This is a genomic window from Croceibacterium aestuarii (assembly GCF_030657335.1).
Lineage (GTDB): Bacteria > Pseudomonadota > Alphaproteobacteria > Sphingomonadales > Sphingomonadaceae > Croceibacterium_B > Croceibacterium_B aestuarii.
On record NZ_CP131039.1, the window covers coordinates 2,075,278 to 2,100,468 of the forward strand.

General features: G+C 67.7%; 29 protein-coding genes. 16 read left to right on the forward strand and 13 right to left on the reverse strand.

Annotation, left to right across the window (positions count from 1 at the left end; translation table 11 throughout):
* Positions 1–106: 106 nt before the first annotated feature.
* From recN to Q7I88_RS10255, 8 genes are all read left to right on the forward strand, one after another.
* A complete protein-coding gene (gene recN / locus Q7I88_RS10220; RefSeq protein ID WP_305095815.1) occupies positions 107–1,771 on the forward strand; it encodes a DNA repair protein RecN in 1,665 nt (554 codons plus the stop codon).
* Positions 1,768–2,655, forward strand: a complete 888-nt coding sequence (locus Q7I88_RS10225; RefSeq protein WP_305095816.1) for an alpha/beta hydrolase — start codon at positions 1,768–1,770, stop codon at positions 2,653–2,655. The genes recN and Q7I88_RS10225 overlap by 4 nt, the downstream gene beginning before the upstream one ends.
* A gap of 167 nt (positions 2,656–2,822) precedes the next feature.
* On the forward strand, positions 2,823–3,842 hold the full coding sequence (locus tag Q7I88_RS10230; protein WP_305095817.1) for a restriction endonuclease: 1,020 nt from the start codon (positions 2,823–2,825) through the stop codon (positions 3,840–3,842).
* 52 nt (positions 3,843–3,894) lie between these two features.
* Entirely contained in the window at positions 3,895–4,605 is a 711-nt protein-coding gene (locus tag Q7I88_RS10235; RefSeq protein WP_305095818.1) for a DUF4396 domain-containing protein, read from the forward strand.
* A gap of 40 nt (positions 4,606–4,645) precedes the next feature.
* Positions 4,646–6,763 (forward strand): NAD-dependent DNA ligase LigA, encoded by a 2,118-nt coding sequence (ligA, locus tag Q7I88_RS10240; RefSeq protein ID WP_305095819.1) that lies wholly within the window; start codon positions 4,646–4,648, stop codon positions 6,761–6,763.
* 23 nt (positions 6,764–6,786) lie between these two features.
* Complete coding sequence (locus tag Q7I88_RS10245; RefSeq protein WP_305095820.1) at positions 6,787–8,157, forward strand: MFS transporter; 1,371 nt, start codon at positions 6,787–6,789, stop codon at positions 8,155–8,157.
* A 49-nt stretch (positions 8,158–8,206) separates the two neighbouring features.
* Complete coding sequence (locus Q7I88_RS10250) at positions 8,207–8,623, forward strand: DUF2946 family protein (protein ID WP_305095821.1); 417 nt, start codon at positions 8,207–8,209, stop codon at positions 8,621–8,623.
* 57 nt (positions 8,624–8,680) lie between these two features.
* Positions 8,681–9,763, forward strand: coding sequence for a transporter (locus tag Q7I88_RS10255; RefSeq protein WP_305095822.1), 1,083 nt, complete (start codon positions 8,681–8,683; stop codon positions 9,761–9,763).
* A 22-nt stretch (positions 9,764–9,785) separates the two neighbouring features.
* Here Q7I88_RS10255 and Q7I88_RS10260 read toward each other — a convergent pair whose 3' ends face one another.
* Entirely contained in the window at positions 9,786–10,019 is a 234-nt protein-coding gene (locus Q7I88_RS10260) for a hypothetical protein (RefSeq protein WP_305095823.1), read from the reverse strand.
* A 133-nt stretch (positions 10,020–10,152) separates the two neighbouring features.
* Between Q7I88_RS10260 and Q7I88_RS10265 the strand changes: the two genes are divergently transcribed.
* On the forward strand, positions 10,153–10,338 hold the full coding sequence (locus tag Q7I88_RS10265; protein ID WP_305095824.1) for a DUF3606 domain-containing protein: 186 nt from the start codon (positions 10,153–10,155) through the stop codon (positions 10,336–10,338).
* Here the strand turns inward: Q7I88_RS10265 and Q7I88_RS10270 are convergent, their stop codons facing one another.
* From Q7I88_RS10270 to Q7I88_RS10300, 7 genes are read right to left on the reverse strand one after another with little or no spacing between them, the layout of a single operon-like run.
* The gene (locus Q7I88_RS10270; RefSeq protein WP_305095825.1) at positions 10,339–11,619 is read right to left on the reverse strand and encodes a glucuronyl esterase domain-containing protein; all 1,281 of its coding nucleotides are present in this window, start codon (positions 11,617–11,619) and stop codon (positions 10,339–10,341) included.
* Between the two features lies 1 nt (position 11,620).
* On the reverse strand, positions 11,621–12,052 hold the full coding sequence (locus Q7I88_RS10275; RefSeq protein WP_305095826.1) for a rhodanese-like domain-containing protein: 432 nt from the start codon (positions 12,050–12,052) through the stop codon (positions 11,621–11,623).
* A 60-nt stretch (positions 12,053–12,112) separates the two neighbouring features.
* On the reverse strand, positions 12,113–13,276 hold the full coding sequence (locus tag Q7I88_RS10280) for a Gfo/Idh/MocA family protein (protein ID WP_305095827.1): 1,164 nt from the start codon (positions 13,274–13,276) through the stop codon (positions 12,113–12,115).
* Between the two features lie 48 nt (positions 13,277–13,324).
* Positions 13,325–14,014 carry a DUF2459 domain-containing protein gene (locus Q7I88_RS10285; RefSeq protein ID WP_305095828.1) on the reverse strand — a complete coding sequence of 230 codons (690 nt, stop codon included), beginning with the start codon at positions 14,012–14,014 and terminating at the stop codon, positions 13,325–13,327.
* Positions 13,987–14,892 carry a 50S ribosomal protein L11 methyltransferase gene (locus Q7I88_RS10290; RefSeq protein ID WP_305095829.1) on the reverse strand — a complete coding sequence of 302 codons (906 nt, stop codon included), beginning with the start codon at positions 14,890–14,892 and terminating at the stop codon, positions 13,987–13,989. The genes Q7I88_RS10285 and Q7I88_RS10290 overlap by 28 nt, the downstream gene beginning before the upstream one ends.
* On the reverse strand, positions 14,889–15,809 hold the full coding sequence (bla, locus tag Q7I88_RS10295; protein ID WP_305095830.1) for a subclass B3 metallo-beta-lactamase: 921 nt from the start codon (positions 15,807–15,809) through the stop codon (positions 14,889–14,891). Before bla ends, Q7I88_RS10290 begins: the two co-directional genes overlap by 4 nt.
* Positions 15,799–16,509 carry an SDR family NAD(P)-dependent oxidoreductase gene (locus Q7I88_RS10300; protein WP_305095831.1) on the reverse strand — a complete coding sequence of 237 codons (711 nt, stop codon included), beginning with the start codon at positions 16,507–16,509 and terminating at the stop codon, positions 15,799–15,801. The genes bla and Q7I88_RS10300 overlap by 11 nt, the downstream gene beginning before the upstream one ends.
* Positions 16,510–16,655: 146 nt before the next feature.
* On the opposite strand from Q7I88_RS10300, the gene sdhC reads away from it, so the two are divergent.
* From sdhC to sdhA, 3 genes are read left to right on the forward strand one after another with little or no spacing between them, the layout of a single operon-like run.
* The gene (gene sdhC, locus Q7I88_RS10305) at positions 16,656–17,051 is read left to right on the forward strand and encodes a succinate dehydrogenase, cytochrome b556 subunit (protein WP_305095832.1); all 396 of its coding nucleotides are present in this window, start codon (positions 16,656–16,658) and stop codon (positions 17,049–17,051) included.
* Positions 17,044–17,430, forward strand: a complete 387-nt coding sequence (gene sdhD / locus Q7I88_RS10310) for a succinate dehydrogenase, hydrophobic membrane anchor protein (RefSeq protein WP_305095833.1) — start codon at positions 17,044–17,046, stop codon at positions 17,428–17,430. Before sdhC ends, sdhD begins: the two co-directional genes overlap by 8 nt.
* Positions 17,430–19,265, forward strand: coding sequence for a succinate dehydrogenase flavoprotein subunit (gene sdhA / locus Q7I88_RS10315; RefSeq protein ID WP_305095834.1), 1,836 nt, complete (start codon positions 17,430–17,432; stop codon positions 19,263–19,265). The genes sdhD and sdhA overlap by 1 nt, the downstream gene beginning before the upstream one ends.
* Before the next feature lie 12 nt (positions 19,266–19,277).
* Here the strand turns inward: sdhA and Q7I88_RS10320 are convergent, their stop codons facing one another.
* Together Q7I88_RS10320 and Q7I88_RS10325 are read right to left on the reverse strand one after the other, a co-directional pair.
* Complete coding sequence (locus Q7I88_RS10320) at positions 19,278–19,835, reverse strand: hypothetical protein (RefSeq protein ID WP_305095835.1); 558 nt, start codon at positions 19,833–19,835, stop codon at positions 19,278–19,280.
* Positions 19,836–19,924: 89 nt separating this feature from the next.
* Positions 19,925–20,941, reverse strand: a complete 1,017-nt coding sequence (locus Q7I88_RS10325) for a winged helix-turn-helix domain-containing protein (protein WP_305095836.1) — start codon at positions 20,939–20,941, stop codon at positions 19,925–19,927.
* 64 nt (positions 20,942–21,005) lie between these two features.
* Between Q7I88_RS10325 and Q7I88_RS10330 the strand changes: the two genes are divergently transcribed.
* The gene (locus Q7I88_RS10330) at positions 21,006–21,467 is read left to right on the forward strand and encodes a YidH family protein (protein WP_305095837.1); all 462 of its coding nucleotides are present in this window, start codon (positions 21,006–21,008) and stop codon (positions 21,465–21,467) included.
* Here Q7I88_RS10330 and Q7I88_RS10335 read toward each other — a convergent pair.
* Both Q7I88_RS10335 and Q7I88_RS10340 read right to left on the reverse strand, forming a co-directional pair.
* Positions 21,457–22,077 carry a peptidylprolyl isomerase gene (locus Q7I88_RS10335; RefSeq protein ID WP_305095838.1) on the reverse strand — a complete coding sequence of 207 codons (621 nt, stop codon included), beginning with the start codon at positions 22,075–22,077 and terminating at the stop codon, positions 21,457–21,459. The genes Q7I88_RS10330 and Q7I88_RS10335 overlap by 11 nt on opposite strands.
* A gap of 105 nt (positions 22,078–22,182) precedes the next feature.
* Positions 22,183–22,620 (reverse strand): RrF2 family transcriptional regulator, encoded by a 438-nt coding sequence (locus Q7I88_RS10340; protein ID WP_305095839.1) that lies wholly within the window; start codon positions 22,618–22,620, stop codon positions 22,183–22,185.
* Between the two features lie 78 nt (positions 22,621–22,698).
* Between Q7I88_RS10340 and Q7I88_RS10345 the strand changes: the two genes are divergently transcribed.
* From Q7I88_RS10345 to Q7I88_RS10355, 3 genes are read left to right on the forward strand one after another with little or no spacing between them, the layout of a single operon-like run.
* On the forward strand, positions 22,699–23,199 hold the full coding sequence (locus tag Q7I88_RS10345) for a group III truncated hemoglobin (RefSeq protein WP_305095840.1): 501 nt from the start codon (positions 22,699–22,701) through the stop codon (positions 23,197–23,199).
* Positions 23,192–23,653: a hypothetical protein gene (locus tag Q7I88_RS10350; RefSeq protein WP_305095841.1), complete on the forward strand. Its 462-nt coding sequence runs from the start codon at positions 23,192–23,194 to the stop codon at positions 23,651–23,653. Before Q7I88_RS10345 ends, Q7I88_RS10350 begins: the two co-directional genes overlap by 8 nt.
* Entirely contained in the window at positions 23,653–23,955 is a 303-nt protein-coding gene (locus Q7I88_RS10355) for a TehB-like domain-containing protein (RefSeq protein ID WP_305095842.1), read from the forward strand. The genes Q7I88_RS10350 and Q7I88_RS10355 overlap by 1 nt, the downstream gene beginning before the upstream one ends.
* Here the strand turns inward: Q7I88_RS10355 and Q7I88_RS10360 are convergent.
* The gene (locus Q7I88_RS10360; RefSeq protein WP_305095843.1) at positions 23,952–25,118 is read right to left on the reverse strand and encodes an alpha-hydroxy acid oxidase; all 1,167 of its coding nucleotides are present in this window, start codon (positions 25,116–25,118) and stop codon (positions 23,952–23,954) included. The two genes, Q7I88_RS10355 and Q7I88_RS10360, sit on opposite strands and share 4 nt — an antisense overlap.
* Positions 25,119–25,191 lie beyond the last annotated feature (73 nt).

Sequence of the window (25,191 nt, forward strand, 5' to 3'; positions counted from 1 at the left end):
GTCTTGCTGCTGGCGGGATCGGTTTGTCTTCGTCCGCGGGTTCGTTGCGGACTGGCGAGCACACAGCGTTGCGCGCCGCGCTGGCGAGACGTAATGCTTGGCGCGAATGCTGACCCGGCTCGCCATCCGCAACATCGTATTGATCGAGGCGCTCGACCTGGCCTTCGCCGGCGGGCTCGGCGTGCTCACCGGCGAGACCGGGGCGGGCAAGTCGATTCTGCTCGATGCACTCGGCCTCGTTCTCGGCAACCGCGCCGAGACCGCGCTGGTCCGCGCCGGCGAAGACAAGGCGGGGGTGACCGCCACCTTCGAATTTTCAAAGCTGCCCGAAGCGGTTCGGTCGGCGCTCGAAGAGGCGGAGGTCGAGATCGAGCCCGGCGAGCCCCTCATCATCCGCCGCAGCGTGCGCGCCGACGGGGGCAGCAAGGCCTTCGTCAACGACCAGCCGGTCGGCGTGGCGCTGCTGCGCGAGCTCGCCCCGGCGCTGGTCGAACTGCACGGGCAGCACGACGACCGCGGACTGGTCAATCCGCGTGGGCATCGGGCGCTGCTCGACCGCTATGCGGCAAGCGATGTGGCCGGGGTCGAGGCGGCGTGGCAGGGCTGGCGCAAGGCCGAAGCGGCGCTGGACGAGGCGCGCGCGGCAATCGAGCAGGCCAAGGCCGATCAGGATCTGTTGATCGCTCACCTCGCCGAACTCGACGCCATCGAGCCGCAGGAGGGTGAGGAGGAAGCGCTCGCCGGGGCGCGTGCCGACATGCAGAAGGGCGAACGGCTGTCAGGCGATCTGGAGGACCTGCGCCTGCTATGGGACGGTTCGGATTCCGCGCTCGCAACCCTGCGGGGAGCGGCGCGCCGCCTCGACCGGATTGCCGCCGAACATCCCATGCTGGCCGAGGCGCTGGCGGCGCTCGACCGCGCGGTGATCGAGGCCGGCGAGGCCGAGGACAAGCTCCAGGCCGCCGCCGAGGCGCTGACCCACGACCCGGCCGAACTCGACCGTATCGAGACGCGGCTGTTCGAACTTCGCGCGCTGGCCCGCAAGCATCGCTGCGAAGTCGACGAGCTGCCGGCGAAAATGCGCGACATGCGCGCGGCGCTCGACGCGATAGAGGCTGGCGATGCCAACATCGCCGAACTCGAGAAAGCCGAGCGGGCGGCCTGCGACGTTTACCGCGCCCGCGCCGCGGCGCTCCACGCGGGCCGCGTTGCCGCCGCGCTGCGGCTCGACGAGGCGGTGGCCGCCGAACTGGCGCCGCTCAAACTTGATTCCGCGCGTTTCCGCACCGCCGTCACCGAACTGCCCGAGGAGCGCTGGGGCCCGCACGGAATGGATGCGGTCGAATTCCTCATAGCCACCAACCCCGGGGCCGACTTTGCCCCGCTCGGCAAGATCGCCAGCGGCGGCGAGCTGTCGCGCTTCATCCTCGCGCTCAAGGTCGCGCTGGCCGAGCAGGGCGGGGCGGCGACGGTGATCTTCGACGAGATCGACCGCGGGGTCGGCGGCGCGGTGGCCAGCGCCATCGGCGAACGCCTGGCGCGGCTGGCCGGCGGCGGGCAATTGCTCGCGGTGACGCACAGCCCGCAGGTCGCGGCGCGCGGCACCACGCATTACATGATCGCCAAATCGTCGGAGGGCATCGTCACCCGCACCTCGGTCGAACTGCTCGATGCCGCCGGGCGGCAGGAAGAGATCGCCCGGATGCTCTCGGGTGCGGAGATCACCAGCGAGGCGCGGGCCCAGGCGGATCGCCTGCTCGAGGGGGTGTGAAGCATGCGCTCGCCCTGCCGGTCCTGTTCGCGGTTGCTTCGTGTGTTGGCGTGAAGGCGCCCGACACCTACGCCGGCGAGAATCTCTGGGGCGCCGACGCCCATCTCGCGCCCGACACCCCCGATGCAGTGCTGCGCTACGGCGAGGGCAAGCGTGCCTTTGCCGAGCTGCGCATGCCCGAGGGGGCCGGGCCGTTCCCCTTGGCAGTGCTCTATCACGGAGGCTGCTGGAAAGCGGGCATCGCCACGCAGGCCTACATGGCGCCGCTGGCGACGCGCTGGCAGCAGCTCGGAATTGCCACGCTCAACGTCGACTACCGCGAGGTCGGCGACGGCGGCGGCTGGCCCGGTTCGTTCGAGGACTGGCAGGCTTCGGCCGCGTTGATCGATGAGGTCGCGGCCAGGTATCCGATAGACCGCAACCGGGTGACGCTGGTCGGTCACTCGGCTGGGGCAACCCCCGCGCAGTGGCTCGCGGCGGAACAGGGCGCGGACGGTCCGGTCGGTGCGCGGCCTCCGCTCGAGGCGCGCGCCGCGATCGTATTCGACGGTCCGGCTGACGTCGGGGCCGAGCGAGGCGCGTTCGATACGCTGTGCCAGTTCGGCGCGGTCGATCCGTTCATGGGCGGCTCGCCCCGCCAGGTGCCCGCGCGCTATGCCGCGATCGCGCCCGGCAGCCACCCGCCCATGCTGCAAGAGGTTCGTTTCGAAATGGCGAAGATGCCGCCCGCGCCCGAGGCGGCCCAGGCGGCCGTTCGCGCCGGCGGCGCCCGGCTGACGGTGCACGTCAATGCGGGCGCATCCCACTTCGCGGTCATCACCCCGGGCGACCCGGTCTATCAGGCGAACGAGGCGGCGCTGCTGAAGATCATGCGTGCCGAGTAGGGCCTATTGTTGCTCCTTCAAGAGATTGGGAGCGCCACCGATCTTTCGTGGAGTGCCTTGCGATGGCGGAGTGGAGGCTATTTGGGTGATGCCAACGTCATGATAATGGAAGAACATTCTCACGCTCTTCCAGTAGTCTGGCGGAGAGATTACCGACGGGGGCAGTCGTGCAAACTGTTTGGAAAATTATGGCGGGGCGTTCCAGCGCCTTCATCGACGATTTTGTTGCAGAAAGCATCGTCGCAATCGGTTGGTCACAGGCGGGCGACCACACGCTAGCGAAATCAAAGCGCGAACTGATTGATCACTTCGACAATGTCTTTTCAGATCGTACCCCTCGCCAAAACCAGGTTGGAGCAGGACAAGTTTGGCGCTTCTTGCACGAGGTCGAGATTGGCGATTTGGTTGTTTGTTACGACCCTTCGAATCGTATCTATCACGTGGGTGAAATAGCTGGCGCACCGCAATTCCAGCCGGATCGAATAGAGAGCCTGCCGACTACCCGAAGTGTTAGGTGGCTTGGCGAAGTCGCTCGGGATTCGCTCAGCGCGGGAACCCGGAATTCGCTGGGCGCAATCATGACGCTCTTCAAGCTTCCCGAGCCGGCAGCAGCGGAGGTCTTGCGAGGCTTGGGGAGCATGCCTTCGAATGGCGATTCAGGCACACAGGTCGAGAATGCAAGACTGCCGGACGATAATATCGCTCTAGAAACTGCTGACCCGTTTGCGGACATCGAAGACCAAGCTGTCGAGTTGATAAAAGACCGAATTCTACGATTAGACTGGGACGAGATGCAGGAACTCGTGGCAGCATTGCTCCGCGCATTGGGCTATCGAACAATGGTGTCTCCGGCCGGCTCAGATCGAGGAAGAGACATTATAGCGTCCCGGGACGGGTTCGGATTTGAACCACCGAGAATTGTTGTTGAAGTAAAGCACCGTAGAGGTCCGATGGGCGCGCCCGAAGTGCGAGCTTTTCTCGGTGGCCGACATGCCGATGATCGCGGCCTATACGTAAGCACTGGTGGGTTCACGCGTGAAGCCCAGTACGAGGCCGAGCGTGCAGCCACAGTTACTCATCTGATGAATCTCGACGGCTTGGCCCGGGCTCTTATCGAGCAATACGAAGATCTCGATGACAGGGGGCGCACGCTCTTGCCCCTGACAAAGATCTATTGGCCAAGCTGAGACGGAGAATACAGTAGCGGAACCCCGAGCCGAAAAACCTCGTTGGTGGGCTATGCCGCACCCCGACTTTCCATCCTGGCTGCACACCCTCTCGATCGTCTCGCTCATTATCGGCTTCGCCTGCTCCGCCGTGGCGGCGCTGGATATCGCGCGCCATCCGCAGAAGATGTGGATCATGGGGCTCGTCTGGCCGCTCACCTGCCTGTTCGGCGGGCCCTTGTGGCTGTGGCTCTACTGGCGCTTCGGACGGCCCAGAGGCGAGGGCATACCCGAGCAGGACCCGCCGTTCTGGGCCGCGGTCGCCAAGGGTGCGAGCCATTGCGGCGCCGGCTGCTCGCTCGGGGACATCATTGCCGAATGGTCCGCCTTCGCCTTTCCCGCCATCGCCGTCTGGTTCGGCTGGCAGTCCTTGTTCGGGGAGAAGATCTTCGCGGTGTGGATCGTCGACTACATCGTCGCCTTCGCGATCGGAGTCGGCTTTCAGTACTTCACCATCGTGCCGATGCGCGACCTCTCGCCCGGCGAGGGCGTGGTCGCCGCGGCCAAGGCGGACTTTTTCTCGATCACCTCGTGGCAGGTCGGGATGTACGGGCTGATGGCGCTGATTCAATTCGCCTGGTTCAGGCCGGACTATGGCGGCGTGGCGCACGTGAACACGCCCGAATTCTGGTTTGCCATGCAGCTCGCCATGCTCGCGGGTTTCTGCACCGCCTATCCGACAAACTGGTGGCTGATCCGCAAGGGTTTCAAGGAACGCATGTAGGAGGCTGGAAAGCCGCGCCGGTTCGGGCAATAGCTGCGCCATGGCCGCGAATCCTCCCGACATATCCGAAGCCGATGCCGCCAACGAGCTGATGCGGCTCGCCAGGGCCATCGCGCATCACAACAAACTTTACCACGCGGAGGATGCGCCGGAGATTACCGACGCCGAATACGACGCGCTGGTGCGGCGCAATGCCGAGCTGGAGGAGGCTTTTCCGCATCTCGTGCGCGCGGATTCACCCTCGCGGCAGGTCGGGCACGAGGTCGCCGCCTCGCCGCTGTCGAAAGTGACGCACGAGGTTCGCATGATGAGCCTCGACAACGCTTTCTCCGACGAGGAGGTGGCCGAATTCGTCGCCCGCGTGCGGCGCTTCCTCAACCGCGCCGACGATGCCCCGCTCGCCTTCACCGCCGAAGACAAGATCGACGGCCTGTCGTGCTCGCTGCGCTACGAGAACGGCAAGCTGGTGCGCGCTGCGACGCGCGGCGACGGGCAGGTCGGCGAGGACGTCACCGCTAACGTCGCCTTCGTCGCCGACATTCCCCGGGAACTGCCCGGCAAGGCGCCGGAGGTGTTCGAGGTGCGCGGCGAAGTCTATATGGAGAAACAGGCGTTTACCGCGCTCAACGAACGCCTGATGGAAGACGCGCGCCGGGCGGCGGAAGAAAAGGGCGAGGCCTTCGATCCCGCCGGCGTGCGCCAGTTCGCCACCCCGCGCAATGCTGCGGCCGGATCGCTGCGGCAAAAGGATCCTCAGGTCACCGCCCGGCGCAACTTGCGCTTCTTCGCATGGGGCTGGGGCGCGGCGTCCGAGGTGCCAGGCGCGAGCCAGCACGCGGTCATGCAGCAGATCGGCGACTGGGGCTTCGTGCCCTCGCCGCAGCTGAAGCTGTGCCATTCGACCGAGGACATGCTGCAGCAATACCGCAGCATCGGCGAGGGCCGGGCGGGACTCGGCTACGAGATCGACGGGGTGGTCTACAAGGTCGACGACCTCGCCTACCAGCAACGGCTCGGCTTCGTCGCCAAGGCGCCGCGCTGGGCGCTGGCGCACAAGTTCCCGGCCGAACAGGCGGAGACGACGCTCGAACGGATCGACATCCAGGTCGGGCGTACCGGCAAGCTGACGCCGGTCGGGCGGCTTTCGGGCGTGCTCGTCGGCGGCGTCACCGTGTACAACGTCACGCTGCACAATCGCGACGAGATCGCGCGGCTCGGCCTGCGCGAAGGCGACCGCATCGTCATCCAGCGCGCGGGCGACGTCATTCCGCAAGTGGTCGAAAACCTGACCCGCGACGAGAACCGTCCGCCCTACCGCTTCCCCGACCACTGCCCGGTGTGCGGCAGCGAGGCGGTGGCCGAGGAAGGCGAGGTCGACGTGCGCTGCACCGGCGGCTTGGTGTGCAAGGCGCAGCAGTTCGAGCGCCTGCGCCACTTCGTCAGCCGCGCCGCGCTCGACATCGAGGGTCTCGGCGAGAAGAGCATCGCCGAGTTCCTGGAGCTGGGCTGGCTCGACAAGGGGCCGCCCGACATCTTCCGCCTCAAGGATCACCGTAAAGACATGCTCGGCCGCGAGGGCTGGCAGGAGAAGTCGGTCGACAACCTGCTCGCCGCCATCGAGGCCAAGCGCGAACCCGATGCCGCGCGGCTGCTGTTCGGTCTCGGCATCCGCCACGTCGGCGCGGTCACCGCGCGCGACCTGCTCAAGCGGTTTCACGAGCTGCCGGCCCTGCGCGCGCTGGCCGAGAAGGCCCATGCCGGGGATGAGGAAGCAGCAGCCGAACTGACCAGCATCGACGGCGTCGGCCCGGTGGTGGTCGAGGCGCTGGGCGACTTCTTCCACGAGGACCACAACAAGGCTGTATGGGACGATTTGCTGTCCGAAGTCTCGCCGCCGCCCTACGTCGTCGAGACCCGGGCTAGCGAAGTCTCTGGCAAGACGGTTGTCTTCACCGGCAAGCTGGAAACGATGAGCCGCGACGAGGCCAAGGCGCAGGCCGAACGGCTCGGCGCCAAGGCCGCAGGTTCGGTCAGCGCGAAGACGGATCTCGTCGTCGCCGGCCCGGGCGCCGGCAGCAAGATGAAGAAAGCCGCCGAACTCGGGATCGAAGTGATCGACGAGGCGGCATGGGCGGAGATCGTCAAGGCGGCGGGATAGCGGAGAATTCAGGGGGAAAAGGGATGGAGGGACAGGACCGGCTCGCCGGGTGGGGCTTCGAAGACGCGACCTACGGCAAGATCGCGCGCCGCGTGCTGCCGCTGCTGTTCGCCGGCTATTTCGTGGCCATCGTCGACCGGGTCAACGTCGGCTTCGCCAAGCTGCAGATGGCCGGCGAGCTCGGTCTGTCGGACGCGGTCTACGGGTTCGGGGCGGGGGTGTTCTTCTTCGGCTATTTCCTGTTCGAAGTGCCGAGCAACCTGGTCCTCGCCCGGGTCGGGGCGCGCAAGTGGATTGCCCGGATCATGCTGACCTGGGGCGCGGTGTCGGCCGCCTTCGTGTTCCTCGGCCACCTGACTTGGGGGCCGCTGGCGCCGGCTTTAGGGCTGACCGATCCGGAGTTCAGTTTCTACCTGCTGCGCTTCGTGCTCGGGGTCGCAGAGGCGGGCTTCTTTCCCGGCGTGATCCTCTACCTGACCTACTGGTTCCCGGCGCGGCGACGGGCGCATGCGGTGGCGCTGTTCATTATCGCCATTCCGCTGGCCAGCGCGGTCGGTGCGCCGGTCTCGGGGCTGATCCTCGAATTCCTCGATGGTTCGGCCGCGCTGCGCGGGTGGCAGTGGCTGTTTCTGCTTGAAGCGCTCCCCGCCATCGCGCTCGGACTGGTGGTGTTGGCAAAGCTGCCCGACGGCCCGCGTGGCGCGCGCTGGTTGAGCGCTGGTGAGCTCGCTCTGGTCGAAGACCGCCTGGCCGAGGACCAGGCGGCCAAGGCCGGGGCCGGGGCCGGGCACCGCACCGCGCTCAGGGCGGTCCTGCTCGACTGGCGGATCTGGGCTTTCGCACTGGCCGATTTCCTGCGCGCGATCATCAACAACACGCTCAACTTCTGGATGCCGACGCTGGTGCAGGAACTGGGGATCGACAAGCGCGCCTATCTCGAGGTCGGTCTCGTCACCGCGATCCCGTGGGGCGTGGCAGCGATCGCCATGGTCCTCATCGCGCGCAGCTCCGACCGCACCGGCGAGCGGCGCTGGCACGCGGCATTGTCGATCATGCTGTCGTTCGCCGGACTGCTAATGCTGAGCTTTGCCGCCCATTCGCCGGTCGTTTCGGTGATTGCGCTGGCGCTGGTGGCCACCGGAGCGATGGCCTGGCTGGCGATCTTCTGGACCATGCCGACTGCGATCCTGTCGGGCGCGGCTGCCGCGGCCGGCATCGCCTGGATCAACGCCTTGTCGCAGCTCGGCGGGTTCGTCGGGCCCGACCTGCTCGGCCGGGTGCGCGAGAGCACGGCGGGGGACAATACTCCGGCGTTCCTGGCCATGGCCGCCTGCGCACTGGCCGTGGCCGGACTGACCCTGCTGCTCGCCGGGCAGGGGAAGACGCGCGCCTAGCCGCATCGCGGCTTGTGCCGACAGCGCGGGCGGCATATCGGCGCCAGAGATGAGGGAATCGCTGCCTGTTCGGGCGAAGCGCGGCTTCGCCCTGATGCTGCTGCTGGCGGCCTTGCTGGTGCGCGCGGCGATTCCGCAGGGCTACATGGCCGAAAGCACTGCGCCGGGCACTTTGGCGATCACCATCTGTCATTCCGGCATGGCCCCGCCAGCCCTGAGTGAGATGCACGTCGACCAGCACGGCCGGATGAATCACGACCGGATGGGGCACGACAAGAAGGGCCACGGCGAGCCGCAGCCCTGCGCATTTGCCGTGGCGGGTCATGCCACGCCCCCGCCGGAAATCCCGTTCCTGCCGCTATCGCGGGTGGTGGCCGAAGCGTTCACGCGCAGCGAGGCGCCCTTCGCGCTGGCCAGCGCCACCCGGCAACTCCCGCCGGCGAGGGCGCCTCCCGCGATCGCCTGAACACGTCGTCCCGCCGCGTGGTGGGGCACTCCTTCAGACATTTTCGGGAATACCACAATGAACAGACTGCTTTGCGGCAGCGCGCTGGCGCTGACCGCCTTCACTCCGCTTTCCGCGGCGCTGGCGCAGGACGCCGGCGATGCCGAAAACGAGATTACCGTCGACGCCCCGCTGCTCCATCCTGCGGCCGGCCTGATGGCCGACCACATGCACGATGGCGGCGAAATCATGGTCGGCCTGCGCTACGAACACGCGAGCAATTCCGGCGCCAACCAGTCGGGTACGCACGAGATCTCCGACGCCGATATCCTCGCCGCGGGGTACACCGTTCGGGCCGCGTCGATGGACATGGACATGGTCATGCTCGACCTGATGTACGCGCCCAACGACAAGGTCACCTTCATGGTGATGCCGATGTACATGTGGCACCGCATGACGATGGTCGGGATCGACCCGATGGCGGGCATGGGCGGCATGGGCGGCCACGCGGGTCACATGACGCTCGGCTACGGCGATACGCACACGCACGGCTCGGAAGGGTTCGGCGATACCTTCGTCTCGGCCTCCTATCGCCTCGCCCGCAAGCCTGGTTTCGGAGCGCATGCGACGCTCGGCGTCTGGGTTCCGACCGGAGCGGTCGACCTCAAGAATCCAGACGGCTCGTTCGTCCATTACGGGATGCAGCCGGGGGGCGGGACCTGGGATCTCGATCCCTCGCTGACCGTGCACGGACGCGACGCCGCGTTCGGGTGGGGCGCGCAGGCGGCTTATCGCTGGAAGACCGACAAGGAAAACGAGAGCGGCTTCAGTTTCGGCGACAGCTTCCGCGCCACCGGCTGGGCCAGCTACCGGCTGGCTGCCGACGTTGGCGCGACCTTGCGGCTCGAATACCTGAGCGAAGGGCCGGTCGAGGGGCACTACAATGCCGGCCACAACCACGCCGCGCCGCCCGACCGCCAGGCCAACTACGGCGGCGACACGGTCACCGCCGGGTTTGGTATCAACTGGGTCCTGCCCGTCGGCGGGGCGAGTCCGCCGCAGATCGGCGCCGAAGTTTCGGTGCCGTTGATTCAGGACCTCAACGGCATCCAGTTGCCGCAGGACTGGAAGCTGGCGGTCAACCTGAACAAGACCTTCTGACGATCGGCGGCGGCGGGCCGTTTCAGGGTTCGCCGCCGCTTTCGCCTTCGTCCTCGCCCTCGGCGTCCTTGCGGCGATCGAGCTCCTCGGTCGCCGCGGCGCGCGCCGGGTCGAAGGCGGAGGCGAAGATCAGGCCGAGCGCCACCATCATGCCCCCGCCGCCCTTCTTCGTCCCGTCCTTGGCCCGGGCGAGCAGGCGCGGGAGCAGCATCAGGGCGACCACGAAGACCGCGCCGGCGACAATCCATTCGAGCATGGCGACTCCCCCCTGGAGAAAGATGTGGGGCGCGCTGGGCCTTTTCGCAATCCGGCCTCCGGTCGGACTGAGGCGCAGGAATGCGGAACCGAGGCGAATCGCGCAAGTTTAGAGCTATGAAAGGAGGCATCACATGCCAGACGACAAGTCCAACGTGGGAGCGCAGGATCGGGCCCGGGTCGCGGGCGGCGAGGATTACGAAGTGCGCTTCTTTGCCGAACAGAACGGCATCAGCATCGAACAGGCGCAGCAACTGATCGAGCAGCACGGCAACAGCCGCGAAAAGCTCGAAGCGGCCGTACGGCAGATGAAAGGCTGATTAGCGCCCGGTCCCGGCGAAGCGGGCCTCGTGGCGATAGAACGCCTCGTAGGCCGGCCACGGGACATGGCCCTGGTCGTGCTGGTACCAGCCGAGCGGGAAGTCTTCGTCCGCGCTGCCGAGCGGCGGCGGCATGGCGCCATCGGGCGTGCCTGAGCCGTACAGCGCCCAGGCCGGCCGCGCGGCCATCGTCGCCAGCCACATGCCACGCGGATCGACCCAGGCATCGCCCTTGTCGGCCCGGCCCGAGGTGACCAACAGCGGGTGCGGTGCCCGCAGGGCGATCAGCATATGCGCGTCGACGGGCAGTTCGGCCACGGAATGGCCGGCCTGCGCGTATCGCATGGCCGCCGGGGTCAGCCAGTGAAATTCGCCGCTGCCGACGAGGTTCTCCCAGCGCTCGCCGAAATCGCGCCGCATGATCTTGGCGCCGCCTGCGCCGCTGCTCGAGACGTGCGCATCGGCGAATTGCGGATCGAACGCGGCGGCGACGAGCACGGCCTTGCCGAAGCGCGAGTGGCCAGTCAGCGAGATGTGCTTTGCAGCGATGCGCGGGTCATGCGCCAGCTCCTCGCGCAAGCGGCTCGCGCCCCAGGCCCAGGCCCGCAGCGCGCCCCAGTCGTGTTCGGCACGCGGCCAGCGGGCGAGGCCGATGATCCCGTCCGCCATCGTCGCGGCGGTGTCCGGCTGAAGCAGTTGCGGGCGATATTCGACATAGGCGAAACCGTGGCGCAGCGCCTGGCTGACGGCGTCGGGCGGCGGCGCTCCGCCGAAATCGGGCACCCGCCCGCCCGGCCAGATATAGCTGTAGGATATCAGCGCCGGGGCGTGGCCCTTGCCCGGCGGGAAGGTGATCGTCGCATCGACCGTCGGCCCCATCGCGCCATCGGGCGCGACGACCTGGCCGATCCATTGTTCGACCGTGCGGTCGCTGCTCCGCGCGACGACTTCCTTGCGCCAGACTAGGCGGAAGCTTGCGACATTCTCGGGAATGCGACCGGTCCAGTTGTCCTCGACCAGGCGCGCCAGCTCGGCACGGCGAATGGGCCAGCCTGCGGGAGTGCGCTGCGCGTCTGCCGTGAACAGCGGCGGCAGCGGCAGGTCGCCGACCTCGGCCTCGTCGTAATTGGCCGCGTTGAGTGCATCGGGATTGTTGCCATCGGCACCGGCGCGCAGCTCGCCATAGCCGAACCGTTCGCGCTCGGCAGCGTGGAGATCGGCTGCCGTCTGCGCCGCCGCCGGGGCCGCGAGCAGCGCCAGCGCCGCGATCAGCGCGCGCATCTCAGCGGGCGACCGCCATCCCGCCGTCCCGCCAGGCGGTGATGCCGCCGGCCATGTTGGCGACGTGCCGGAAGCCCATGGTCCGCATTGCCTCCTGTGCCAGGCTGCTGCGATGGCCGGTGCGGCAATAGACCACGTAGTCCTTGTCCTTGGGCAGCGCGGCGACCTGCGCGGCGAAATCCTCGCTCTTGTAGTCGAGGTTGGTCGCTCCGGCGATGTGGCCGGCGGCGAATTCCTCGGGCGTGCGCACGTCGAGCACTGCAAGCTGGGGACGCGACATCATCGCCTGCCGGACGTCGTCCGGGGCCAGCATCGAGGCGAGATGCGGCGTCGGCAGCTCGGCCACCGAATCGTCGGGCTCGTCCTTGCCCTGTTGCTGGCAGCCTGCGAACAACACGAACGCGGCAAGCGGCAGGATAAATCGTTTGTCCATGTCGGCGTCCTTTCCCCTTGATCGCCCGGTTCTAGCGTGCCGCACGCGGCAAAGCCAAGGTCACAGGGCGAGGGTGGCGCCGCCGCTGTCCGCGCTGCGGTACATCGCCTCGATGATGCGGATATCGCGCAGGCCCATCTCGCCCGGGGTGCGGTGCGCCCGGTTGGCCCGCGCCGCCAGGCTGAAGGCGTCGATCTGCGCGGCGAACTGGCCCCACGGATCGCCTGCGCCGATCGTGCGCTGCGGGCCGTTGCCCTCGAGCACGATGTGGTTCTCGTCGTACGTCGTCGCCGGCTTCATGAACAGCGAGGCCTGCGAACCCATGTAGCGCTGCGAGGAGATGTACGGGCTCCAGCAGTAGGAAGAGGAGCCGCTGATCGTGAGGCCCTTGCGCGTGCGCAGGCGGAAGTCGATCCCGCCCTCGACTTCGCGGAACCTCGGGTCGTCTTTGGGATAGGAATATGTCGCGCTCACTTCGGCCGGCCCATCGTCGCCGATCATCATCAGCGAGGTGTTCAGCCCGTAGATGCCGATGTCGTACATCGAGCCGCCGCCGGCGAGATCCTTCTGCAGGCGCCAGACGTGCGGCGGCCAGTCGGGATTGGCGTTGAAGCCGTGATCGCACGAAATGAAGCGCAGGTCGCCGAGCTCGCCCGCCTCGATCAGCTGTTTTGCCCGCAGGTTGGTCGGTTCGAAGTGGATCCGGTAAGCCACGCCGAGCTGGCGGTTCGCCGCCGTCGCGGCCGCGATCATCGCCTCGCATTCCGCGCTGGTCGAGGCCATCGGCTTTTCGCACAGCACGTGCTTGCCGGCCCTGAGCGCACGGATGGTGTATTCGGCGTGCAGGCCGACGGGCAGGACGATGTAGACGCAGTCGATTTCCGGATCGTCGGCGATGCGGTCGAAGTCGGCGTAGTTGTAGAACCGCTCGACGCCGTAGCGTGCGCCGAGATCGGCCTGCTTCGCCGGGCTGCCCGAAACGAATGCGGTCATCCGGGCATGTCGCGATTGGCGGATGCCGGGGATGACTTCGCCGACCGCGAAGTTTCCCAGGCCGACGACGGCCCAGCGCATTCGCTCCCCGGGTGGATCGGGCAGAGCGAAATCGCCTGCGAGCGGTGTGCCTTTCGCCTGCTGCGCCAGTGCGCGCGTTGCACCTGCCGCCAACGGAACCGCGCCTGCCGCGGCTACGATCTGGCGGCGCGAAAACTTGCTGTCGGACATCGCTCGCTCCCCTGCGGTAGCGCTACCATGCACGTTTTCGCGCACCTGTCACCTCTCCAGATGCGGCACCCATTTCATCACCCCGCCGGCCATCGGTGTCCACCAGCCGGTCTTCACCCCCGCGGCGGCGAGGGTGTTGCTGGTCCACTGATTGCAGGTGTTGCGCACGGTGTAGTGCCCGCCGGTCTCGTAGAAAACGTCCTGCGCGCCGTAGCCGGGGTGGCCTACGCGTTGGCCTTGCGGCACCACCCGGTCGATTGCCGCGACGAGGCGGGCGTATTCGCCATGGGTCAGCCGGAGCGGGCGCAGGTCCTCGGAGGGAGCGGGCCGGACGTAGTGTTCGACATGGAGCAGCCCCTCACCGCCGATGCCGACGATGCGCAGCACGGTGACGGGCGAAAGGTCCGACCAGGTCGGCGTGTTGAGGAACACCTCGCGCTCTCCCCAGCTGATGGCGAGGTGGGTGTAGGGCAGGCCGGACAAGGCGACGTCGCCGGCCGGGAAGACCGGCCGCCAGTCGCGCTCGGGCGCGACCAGCGGGACGACGAGCGCGGTGTGCACGCCGTTGCTCTGGACCATGATCTCGACGCCCTCCCCGGGCTCGCGCCAGCCGGGATTGCGCGGGATCGAGCTGCCGATCCACACGGTGAGGAAGAACAGCGCGGCGGAGGCGGCCAGCGCGATGGCCGTCCACCTGGCTATGCGCCCGATCAGCCGACGAAGCGGCGGCGCAGCCACAAGATCGACCAGTCGCCCCTGACCAGTCGCGCGGCGAGCGAGAATCCGGCGCGCAGGTATGCGGCGCGGATTTTCGGCTCCTGCGTCTCGAGCAGGCCGGCGAGCAGCAGGTTGCCGCGCGGCGGGACGGCCTCGGCGAAGTCGCCTGCCAGTTCGAGCAGCGGCCCGGCGAGGATGTTGGCGATCAGCAGGTCGTATGGCCCGCAGGCGCGCAGGTCGGGGTCGTCCATCCCGGCCGCTATGGCGACGGCGATCTGCCCCGGTCTTGGGCCGAGTGCAAAGCCGTTGGCTGCTGCGTTTTCGGCCACGACAGGACCGCAGACCGGATCGATGTCGGACGCGACCGCATGCGCACCGGGCCACAATTCGAGCGCGGCGAAGGCAAGCAGGCCGGTGCCGGTGCCGATATCGGCGATCCGCCGTGCCACCACGCCGCGGCGCTTCATTTCGTCGAGCATGACCAGGCAGCCCGCGGTGGTCTCGTGCTGGCCGGTGCCGAAGGCCTGGCTGGCGGGGATGACGAACGAACGCTCTCCCGGCTCGTCGCTCGGCGGGTGGTCCGGCGTGTGGACGTAGAACCGCCCGGCGCGGATCGGTTCCATGCCTTGCTGGCTTTCGGTCACCCAGTCGGTGTCCGGCAGCCGTTCGGCGACCAGGTCGAGCGCTTCATCCGCAAAAAGATTCGCCACTGCCTCGCGGTCGCCCCGGGTGGGCTTGCGCGGCAGGTAGGCGTCGAGCCGCCATTCGTCCGGCCGGTCGTCTGCCAGCTCGAAGCCCGTCAGGACGATGTCGGGATCCCAGTCGAGCGCGTCTTCCTGCGCGAGCAGCGCGGACTGGATCGACGCCTTGTCGCCGAACGCAGTCAGCTTCCAGCTCACTTGGAAGATCCACTCTGGCTTGCGAGCAGCTGTTCGAAGCGCGCTGCCGACGTGTGGGCATAATGCTTGCAGCCGACCGGATCGACGATCGCCATCTTGCCGCCGAAACGCTCGGCCATGTCGCTGGCACCAGGGTGCGGGGTCATGAGGATGTCGCACGGCAGGTCGGCCACGACCTCGAAGCCCCTGCGGACCTGGGCGACATAGTCCGGGTGGTCGGCGAAGCGGTATCCCTCCGCGGCGGGCGTGCTGAGCGAATCCGCGTAGGCAATCGTCAGGCACTTGTCGCCTTCGCAGCTTTGCCAGGTCCAGCTGGTCGAGCCCGGCGTGTGCGAGGGCGTCGAGTGGCCTGTGAAGGTAAGCGAGCCGAGGCGGAACGTGTCGGCATCTTCGATCACCTTGTCGATCGGGAACCCGTCGAACGGCGGGATCATCGCCGCCTGCGGGTCCTGCGGATAGGGCTTGCCGGTCTCCAGCGGCTTGACGGCGCCGCGAAGAGCGACGGTTTCACCGCCGCTCAGGCGCCTAAGTTCCGCCGTGGCGCCGACATGATCGAGATGCTCGTGGCTCGACAGCAGGGCCTTGACCGAGGTGACGGGATAGCCGAGCCGCTCGATATTGGCGCGCACCAGAGGTGCCGCTTGGGCCATTCCGGTGTCGAGCAGCACATTGCCATCGGCCGAGGTCACGAGCAGCGCCGCGATGCCGCATGTGCCCACGTAATAGGTGTTGCCGAAGACGCGGAACGGCGGGGCCGGTGCGGTCCAGGCTTCGCGTCCGCTACCGGCACCGGCGCATTGCGCCTGCCAGTCGGCAAAGCTGGCGAGGCCGGGAAGCCTTGTCGGGGCGTCTGCGACCGGAGCCGGGGCGCAGCCGGCAAGCGCGAGAACCCCTGCTGCAAAAAGTCTAGCGAACATAGCTCGCTCCATTCGCGTCGAGCGTGGCGCCGGTCAGGCTGGGCGGGGCGTCGAGCGCGCAGAACACCGCGCAGGCGGCGATTTCCTCGGGCCTCGCCACGCGGCCGAGCGGGATATCGGCAAGGATGCCATTGCCGCCGCGGCTGTCGAGGTAGTCGCCGGCCATCGCGGTGTCGGTGAAGCCGGGGGCGATGGCGTAGCTGTAGATGCCTTGCGCGGCGTAGGCGCGGGCGATGGTCTTGTGCAGCGCCAGCATGCCGCCCTTGCTCGCGGCATAGTGCCAATGGTCGGGCGAATCGCCGCGGTGTCCGGCTCGGCTGGCGATGTGCACGATGCGCCCGCCGCTGCCGCTCTCCAGCCAGTCGCGCACCGCGAAACGGCTGAGTTGCGCGGCGGCGGTGAGATTGATGCGCACGGTGTCCTCCCACGCGTCGAGCCATGCGATGTCGGAGGAGTCGAGCGGGTTGGCTGCAAATAACCCGGCATTGTTGATCAACACGTCGATCTGCCCATCCGCGCGTTCGAGCGCCTCTTGCCACAAGTGCTGCGGGGCGGGGGGATCGAGGAAGTCGGCAGCGACGGTATCCTCGTCGCTTGCCCGGCTGGCGTGGCCGATGACCGTGCAGCCGCGCGCGCGCAGGGCCTGCGCAACGGCCTTGCCGATGCCCCGCGAGGAGCCGGTGAGAAGGACGGTAGGCATCGCGCCGCCATACCCGCGGGCCAGCGCGGCGTCACCCCCGCGCGCGTCGCGAGCGGTCTTGCAGATGCTTCGGCCCGACGACCGTTGCATGCCCGGGATGAGGGTCCTAAGAGGCGGCCACGATTGCCGAAGCATACGGATAACCAATGGCCCAACGCCCGCTCTCGCCGCATCTTTCGATCTGGAAATGGGGACCGCACATGACGGTCTCCATCCTCCACCGTGTCACCGGCGATGGCATGGCGCTGGTCGGCCTCCCGGTGCTGCTGTGGTGGCTCGGAGCCCTGGCGAGCGGCGAACAGGCATACGCCGCGTTCGTGGGCCAGGCTTCCAGCTGGTACGGGCTGGTCGTGCTGGTGGGGCTCAGCTGGGCGTTCTTCAACCACCTCTCCTCCGGCATCCGGCACTTCGTGCTCGACATCGGCGCGGGTTACGAACTGACCACCAACAAGGCGTTCTCGCTGGTGTGCATCGTGGCGGGGCCGGTGCTCACCGCGGCATTCTGGCTCATCCTGCTGTGGAAGGGGCTGCTCCATGGGTAACGGCACCCCGCTCGGCCGCGTCCGCGGCCTCGGCTCGGCCCGCGAGGGCACCCATCACTGGGTGCTCCAGCGCATCACCGGCATGGGCAATCTACTTTCTGTCGGCTTCCTGGTCGCCAGCCTGCTGCTCTTGCCCGACCTATCCTACGCGACGCTGCGCGAGTGGATCGCCGGGCCGATCCCGGCAACCGTGATGGCGCTGCTGGTCGTTTCCACCTTTTGGCATGCCCGCCTCGGGCTGCAGATCATGATCGAGGACTACGTGCACACCCCCGGCAACAAGACCGCCGTCCTGCTCGCGCTCAATCTCGCCGCGATTGCGGGTGCGGCGTTCGGCCTTTTCTCGATCGCCCGTCTCGCACTGGGAGGAGCCGCCTGATGGCTACCCAGAACAGCCGCACGGTGGGCAATCAGCCGGCCTACGCAATCGTCGACCATACCTACGACACCGTGGTGGTCGGCGCCGGCGGCTCGGGCCTGCGCGCGGTCCAGGGCAGCGCCGAGGCGGGGCTGCGCACCGCCTGCATCACCAAGGTCTTCCCGACCCGTAGCCACACCGTCGCAGCACAGGGCGGCATCGCCGCCAGCCTCGGCAACAACACGCCCGACCACTGGCAGTGGCACATGTACGATACCGTCAAGGGCTCCGACTGGCTCGGCGACCAGGACGCGATCGAATACATGGTGCGCGAGGCCCCGCAGGCGGTCTACGAACTCGAGCACGCCGGGGTGCCGTTCAGCCGCAACGACAACGGCACCATCTACCAGCGCCCGTTCGGCGGGCACATGCAGAACATGGGCGAAGGCCCGCCGGTGCAGCGCACCTGCGCCGCCGCCGACCGCACCGGCCACGCCATGCTCCACGCGCTCTACCAGCAGAGCCTGAAGCACGACGCCGACTTCTTCATCGAATACTTCGCCATCGACCTGATCATGGACAAGGGCCGCTGCGTCGGCGTGATCGCGCTGTGCCTCGACGACGGGTCCATCCACCGCTTCCGCGCCAAGGCCGTGGTGCTGGCGACCGGCGGCTATGGCCGGACCTACTTCACCTGCACCAGCGCTCATACCTGCACCGGCGACGGCGGCGGGATGGTGCTGCGCGCCGGGCTGCCGCTGCAGGACATGGAGTTCGTCCAGTTCCACCCGACCGGCATCTACGGCGCCGGCGTTCTCATCACCGAGGGTGCGCGCGGCGAGGGCGGCTATCTGACCAACTCCGAGGGCGAGCGGTTCATGGAGCGCTATGCCCCGAGCGCCAAGGACCTCGCCAGCCGCGACGTCGTCAGCCGCTCGATGGCGCTGGAAATCCGCGAAGGACGCGGCGTCGGGCCGCACAAGGACCACATCTTCCTGCACCTCGACCACATCGATCCCAAGGTGCTCGCCGACCGGCTGCCGGGCATCACCGAGAGCGGCAAGATCTTCGCCGGTGTCGACCTGACGCGCCAGCCGCTGCCGGTGGTGCCCACGGTCCACTACAACATGGGCGGCATCCCGACGAACTATCACGGCGAAGTCGTCACCATCGGCGTCGACGGCGATCCGGAAACCGTCGTGCCGGGGCTGTTCGCGGTGGGCGAGGCGGCCTGCGTCTCGGTTCACGGCGCCAATCGTCTTGGCTCGAATTCGTTGATCGATCTGGTCGTCTTCGGCCGCGCCACGGCGCACCGCATTGCCGAGCTCAACAAACCGGGCGAGCGGCAGGAAGAACTGCCCAAGGACAGCGCCGATTTCGCGCTGACCCGGCTCGACCATTTCCGCCACGCCAAGGGCGATAAGCCCACGGCGGAAATCCGCACCGAAATGCAGCGCGCCATGTCGGCCCACGCCGCGGTGTTCCGGACCGACGAACTCATGGCGGAAGGCGTGGAGATGCTCGGGCAGATCTACCGGTCGATGGAGCATATCTCGGTTACCGACCGCTCGCTGATCTGGAACAGCGATCTCATCGAGACGCTCGAGCTGGACAATCTCATCGCCCAGGCGACGGTGACGATGCACTCGGCGCACAACCGCAAGGAATCGCGCGGCGCCCATGCGCACGAGGACTACCCCGAGCGCAACGATGCCGAGTGGATGAAGCATACCGCGGTGTGGATGAACGGCTGGGGCGGCAAGGGCGGCGAGGTGAAGATCGACTACCGCCCGGTCCACGAATACACCCTCACCGACGACGCCAAGTACATCGAGCCGAAGAAACGCGTGTACTAGGGAGCGGGGCGATCAACTCGCCTCGCCGGACAACTGCCGGGCCGCCCGCGCGAACAGTGCGCCGCTGGCGGACCATGTCAAAACGAAGAAGCTGTCGATGACCAGCGCAGGGCTGACCGCGTCGACCAGATGGACGAGCAGGACGAGCGCCTGCGCGCCCGCCGTTGCCAGCATCGCCCGCGCGAGCCGCGCAGGATCGCGTCCGGCGGTGATCGCGGCGCACGCGGCAATGCCGAGCACGGCGATATAGACCAAGTTGAGCGGATCGTCCGGCGCGCCGACGATCCCCACGGCCATGATGATCCACAGCGCCAGAAAGGCCGTCAACGCGGCAATGGCCGCCCCGGCGCGATAGGCGAGATTGGCGCTGCCCCGCGCGGCCAGTTCAAGCACGCCGCCAAGCGCCGCGAGCATCAGCCCGGCGACGGCAAAGTCGCCGAAGGTCCAGTCGACCTCGGAGGTGAACTGCATGGCGACGGCGGGCAGGGCAAGCAGCAGGGCGGCGAGCGACCAGCCGCCGATTCTCAGACTTCGGGTCGTGGCGGGACTCATTTCAAGCAGGGCGGGCATGGCAAACTCCTCTGATCTGGTGGAGCGCGCTTGTCGCGTGGTGACTCCCTGAGCGTCATGAGTGGCGGCTGAGCAATATGTGAGGATACTCAGCGCGCGCGCAGCCGGCGAACCAGCGTGAGCGCGCCTGCCACGCTGGCGGCGAACACCGCACCCTCCGCGGCGGTAACCAGCGCCAGGCCGGTCGAGCCGATAGCACCCTCGTCGCTGAGATGCGTCCCGGGAAACTTTGCCGCCAGCGACACCAGGCTCCCGGCCAGGAGCCGGCCGCCGAGCAGGGCGATGGCGAGGCCGGCCAGCCCCCCCGCGGCGAAGCCCGGCAGCGTGCGTCGCCACAGCGGCCGGCCGTTGGCGCGCGAGGCAAGCCAGCTGCCGACGCCGGTCGCCGCACCGAGCGCGAAGCCTTCCGGTGCACCGGTCATCGCGTTCGGAGCGCGGCCGAACAGCAGGTTGAACAGGTCGGTGCCGACCATGTGGGCCACGCCGCCGACGAGCAGCCCGCCAAGGGCGCCGCCGGCCAAGCTCCAGAGGCCGCGCCGGCTCTTCTGCGCCGCGCCGACCGCGATCCCGAGCCCGACCGCGCCCCCGGCAACGAGACCGAGGAAGAGCGCGAGACTGATCATGACCAGGAGCGTCGATGCCGCACCGATGCCGGGCGCGACAAGGCCGCTCGAAGCATAGGCGAGGCCGACCACGGCGCCGGCGGCCCCGGCACCGAGCGATCCGGCAGCTGCCTCGGCCCACGGGGAATGTGCTCGCGGCCGGGCAAGCGGGGCCATCGGTTCGCCCGCGCGCTCGACCGCCGCGATGAAGCGATAGCCGTGGCGCGGTACGGTCTCGATGAAGCACGGTGCACTTGCGTCGTCGCCGAGCGCGCGGCGCAGCGTGCGGATGCACTGGGTCAGCGCTTCGTCGGTTACCGGGATTCCGCGCCACACCTCGTCGTGGAATCGGTCCTTGCTAACCAGCCGCCCAGGGGTGGCGAGCATCAACAGCAGGGCATCGAGATAGCGTGCGTTGAGCTCGACCGTCTCGCCTTCGCGGGTCAAGCGCCGGTCGGCCGCATCGACTATGAAATCGCCGAAGCAATAGCGCGCTGGGTCCATGGGCGCGTACCTAACCGAATCTCGGCCGCTTGCCACCTTTACGGCGCGCGCGCGTTGGGGATGCATGGCCGAGAACGAACTCAAGCGGGCGACCAAGACGCAGGAAAAGCTCGCGGACAGTGCGGAAATGCTGGCCGACAGCGCGGAAACGCAGGAGACAAGCGCGCTGCGGCAGGAAGACAGCGCCGAGCGCCGGACCCGGCTCGCCGCCGATCGCTCGCTGCTCGCTGCCGAGCGGACCTATGCTGCCTGGATGCGCACCGGGCTCGCTGCGCTGGCGGCCGGCATCGGCGGCAAGGCGCTGCTCGACAAGCTGGTCGAGCCGTGGCTGGTGCTGACCGCGTCGATCGTGCTGATCCTGTTCTCGGAATTCTGCTTCGTCGCCGGCGTCTGGCGCGAACTGAGCGGCAATGCGCTGCGCCCCGATCCGGACACCGCCAAGTTGCCGGGGTGGGTGCTCATCGTCTTCAACGGCTTTCTCATCGTGCTCGGCTTCGCCGTGCTCGTCGGCATCGTCACTCGCTAGCGCAGGTCAGGCAGCGGGCGGAAACGATGGTGACCGGTTCGGCGAGCATCTGGCCCTTCATCCAGCCTTCGCCCTTGTCGGGGTCGGTCGGTGCATCGAAGATCGCTTTCACCACCTCCATCCCCGCGGTGACGTGCCCGAAAGCGGCAAATCCCGCCCGGGCATCCTCGGTATCGCCGTCGGGATCGGCGTCGAGGCTGGGCATGGCGGAAAGCAGAATCGAGAAATCGCCGGTCGCTGTTCCAGGTGCGTAGCGCGCCATCGAGATCGTGCCCGCGGTGTGCCTGATCCCGGTCCGGCTCGTCGGCTCGTGCGCGATCGGGTCTCGGATCCGGTCGGGATTCATCTGCGTGCCGCCTTGGACGAGACCGCTCGGCTGCTCGCCCCAATCGAGCCGCATCGCGCGGTAGAATGCCGTCCCGTCGAAACGCTTTTCGGCGACATAGCGGAGGAAATTGGCGGCCGTCACCGGCGCCCGCTCGCTCTCGATCGCCAGCGTGATATCGCCCATCGTGGTTGCGAGAACGACCGTGTCGGTCCTGGCCCCGTCTTGCGCGGCAAGCGGTGCGGCGAACAACAGGGCGGCGACAGGAACGAATCGCTTCAGCATGGCTCCTTGTGCCCGCAAAGGCGCCCTCCGGACCAGCGTGTTCGAGCGCAAATCGGAGCTGGTCGTTGTTGGAACGCGGGCTGGAATCGCGCAGTCCCCGGGCGGTCAGGCCGCGGCGACGCTTTCGAGGCGCCGCGCAAAGGCGGCGGCATCGGGGACGAGATCGTCGAGCGTGTAGGCGTCGAGATGGGCCAGAAAGGCCTCGACGGCACCGGACAAGGCTGGCTTCAGCGCACACAGGCCGTTGACCGCGCAGCCCGACGCAGCAGCAAAGCAGCCGACGAAACTGTCCAGCGTCTCGAGCCGCCGCACGACCTGGCCGACCACGATGTCGCTGGCTGGCCGCGCAAGGCGCATTCCGCCGCCGCGCCCGCGAAATGTCTCCACGAAGCCCTCCGCCTGAAGACGCTGCGCGACCTTGGCCAGGTGGTTGCGCGAAATGTCGTAGCGGCGGGCGATTTCGTCGACCGAAAGCTGTCGTTCGGTAGCGGCAAGCGCCATCAGGATGCGTAGCGCGTAGTCGGTGTGAAGGCTCAATTGCATAAAATAGGCATATCACATGTTGATTTAATCGGCAACGCGACATAACAGGTACTTCAAATACCTAATAAGTGAGTCGCCATGTCCATTGCCGCAGCCCGTTCCCGCAAGCCCGATGCCGACAGCAGCGCCTATGCCGCGCAGAAGCGAGCCGAAAAGCGCGCCTCGGCCGAGGCGATCGGCGTCGATGCCGAGTACGTCGATCACTTCGTCGAAGCGTTTTACGGCAAGGTTCGCGAGGACGAGCTGCTCGGCCCGACCTTCGCCGAACGCATTGCCGACTGGCCGCGGCATCTCGGCCGAATGAAGGCCTTCTGGCGCTCGGTGCTGCACAACAGCGGCGAGTTTTCGGGCAACCCCATCCTCAAGCACCTCGCGATTCCCGGCCTCGATATCACTCACTTCAGCCGCTGGCTCGACCTCTTCTACGCAACGCTGCGCGAAGCCGAGCCCACGTCCGAAGCGACCGCGCTCGTCGGTGAGCGGGCGCGAATGATCGCCGACAGCCTGCTCACCGCAATCGCCATGCGCCGCGACGGACTTCCCGCGGGGCGCGCCGGAAAGGATCTTCCCCATGTCTGAGCCCCTTCGCAAACCCGAAATTGCTCCGCCCGCACCCGCAGCCTTGAAAGAGTTGCTGCCCGCGCCGCGGCTGGCCGTCGACAACGACAACGATGTTTCGCCGAGGGTGGGCGAACGGACGGGTTTCGAAATTCCGGTCTGGATCTGGGGCGCGATGGTTGGCTGCTACGCGGCCTTCCTGGTGCTCTTGCTCGCCGCGACCGGCGGCGCCCGGGCCGGCTTCGCGATTGCCGTTTCGGCGGCCTACGTGGCGATGTTCTTCGGCACGACCCGCGTCATGCTGCGCCAGGCCCCGCTGCAGCCGCGCAGCCCGCTCTCGCGCTCGGGCGGCAAGCTGGCGACGCTCTACGGTCCGCTCAGTCGGGGTGCAGTCGTGGCGCAGATGCTGGTGGTACCCGGCGCGATCGTCCTGTTCGGCACGGCCGTGCTGATCATCCGTCTGGCGGTGTTCTGATGACGGCGCTGCTTTGCGACCCGCGCGGGAAACTCCCGCGCGAGGCCGAACCCTACCGCACCATCGGGCCGTTCGATGCCGACAGACTGCCCGGCGGGATTCGCGCCGTGCATCGGCTCAAACCGGGCGCCTGGGGCAAGCTGGCATTGACCGAAGGGGCCTTGCGCTTCGTCTGGGACGATGCGGTGGGCGGCGTGGAGCACTTGACCGCACCCGCCGAATTGGTGATCCCGCCCCAGACTCCACACCACGTGGAGGGCGAGGGACCCTTCACGGTCACGATCACCTTCTACGCCGCTTAGCGGAAGCGCAGGTTGTCGGGCGTGAGCTGGGCTAGGCTGGTCTTGCCCATCAGCTTCATGTCGCGGAGGATCTCGTCGCGCAGCAGGCCGATCGCGCGCTCGACGCCGGGCTGGCCGGCGGCGGCGAGGGCGTAGAGGTAGAGCCGTCCGCCCGATACCGCCTTTGCGCCGAGGCTGAGCGCCTTGAGCACATGGGTGCCGCGGCGCACTCCGCCGTCGAGGATGACCTCGACCTTGTCGCCGACCGCGTCGACCACCTCGGCCAGCTGGTCGAAGGGCGCGCGGCTACCGTCGAGCTGGCGGCCGCCGTGGTTGGAGAGGTAGATCGCATCGACTCCCATCGCCGCCGCGCGGCGCGCGTCGCCTACCGACATCACCCCCTTCAATGCAAACTTGCCGCCCCAGTCGTCGCGCAGCTTTTCCGCCGCCTTCCAGTCCATCGCCGGATCGAGCATCTCGGTGAAGTAGCTCTGGATCGAGCTCGACACGTCGCTGCCGGCGGAAACGTGGGCTTCGAGATTGGGAAGGGAGAACTTCTCGCGGAAGAAGTAATCGAGCGCCCAGCGCGGCTTGCTGGCGTAGCTCCATGCGCTTGCCGGGGTAATCTTGGGCGGACTGGTGAAGCCGGTTGCCTTGCAGCGTTCGCGGTTGCCCCCGACGTTGGCGTCGACCGTCAGCGTCACCGCATCGAACTTCGCCGTCCGCGCCATCTCCAGCAGCGCCGCATTGAGCCCTTTGTCGCGGTGGTAATAGTACTGCAGCATCTTCGGACCCGAGAAACGCCGGCCGATCTCCTCGACGCTCACGCTGGCGAGGCTCGATATGCCGAACCACAAGCTGAATTTCTCCGCCACCGCAGCCACCGCGCGCTCACCCTGCCAGTGGAACAGCCGCTGCAGCGCCGTGGGACTGAGCATCAGCGGCAGCGGGGTCGTCTTGCCGAGCACGGTAACCGAGGTGTCCACGCTCTCCACGTCGACCAGTACGTCGGGCACAAGGTCGACATCGTCGAAAGCCGCCGTGTTGCGATCCTTGGTCACCTCGTCGTCGCCGCCGCCGTCGATGTAGTGGAACACCGGGAAGGGCAGCCGGCGCTGCGCCAGCTCGCGAAAGTCCGCGACGTTGCGACAATCTTCCAGCTTGCGGATGGCCCCGATCTTCATCGGCAAGCCTCTTAACGCCGCCGCCGCGTTCGACAAGCGCATGAGCGGGCCCGACGAACGGCATGGCGTTCAC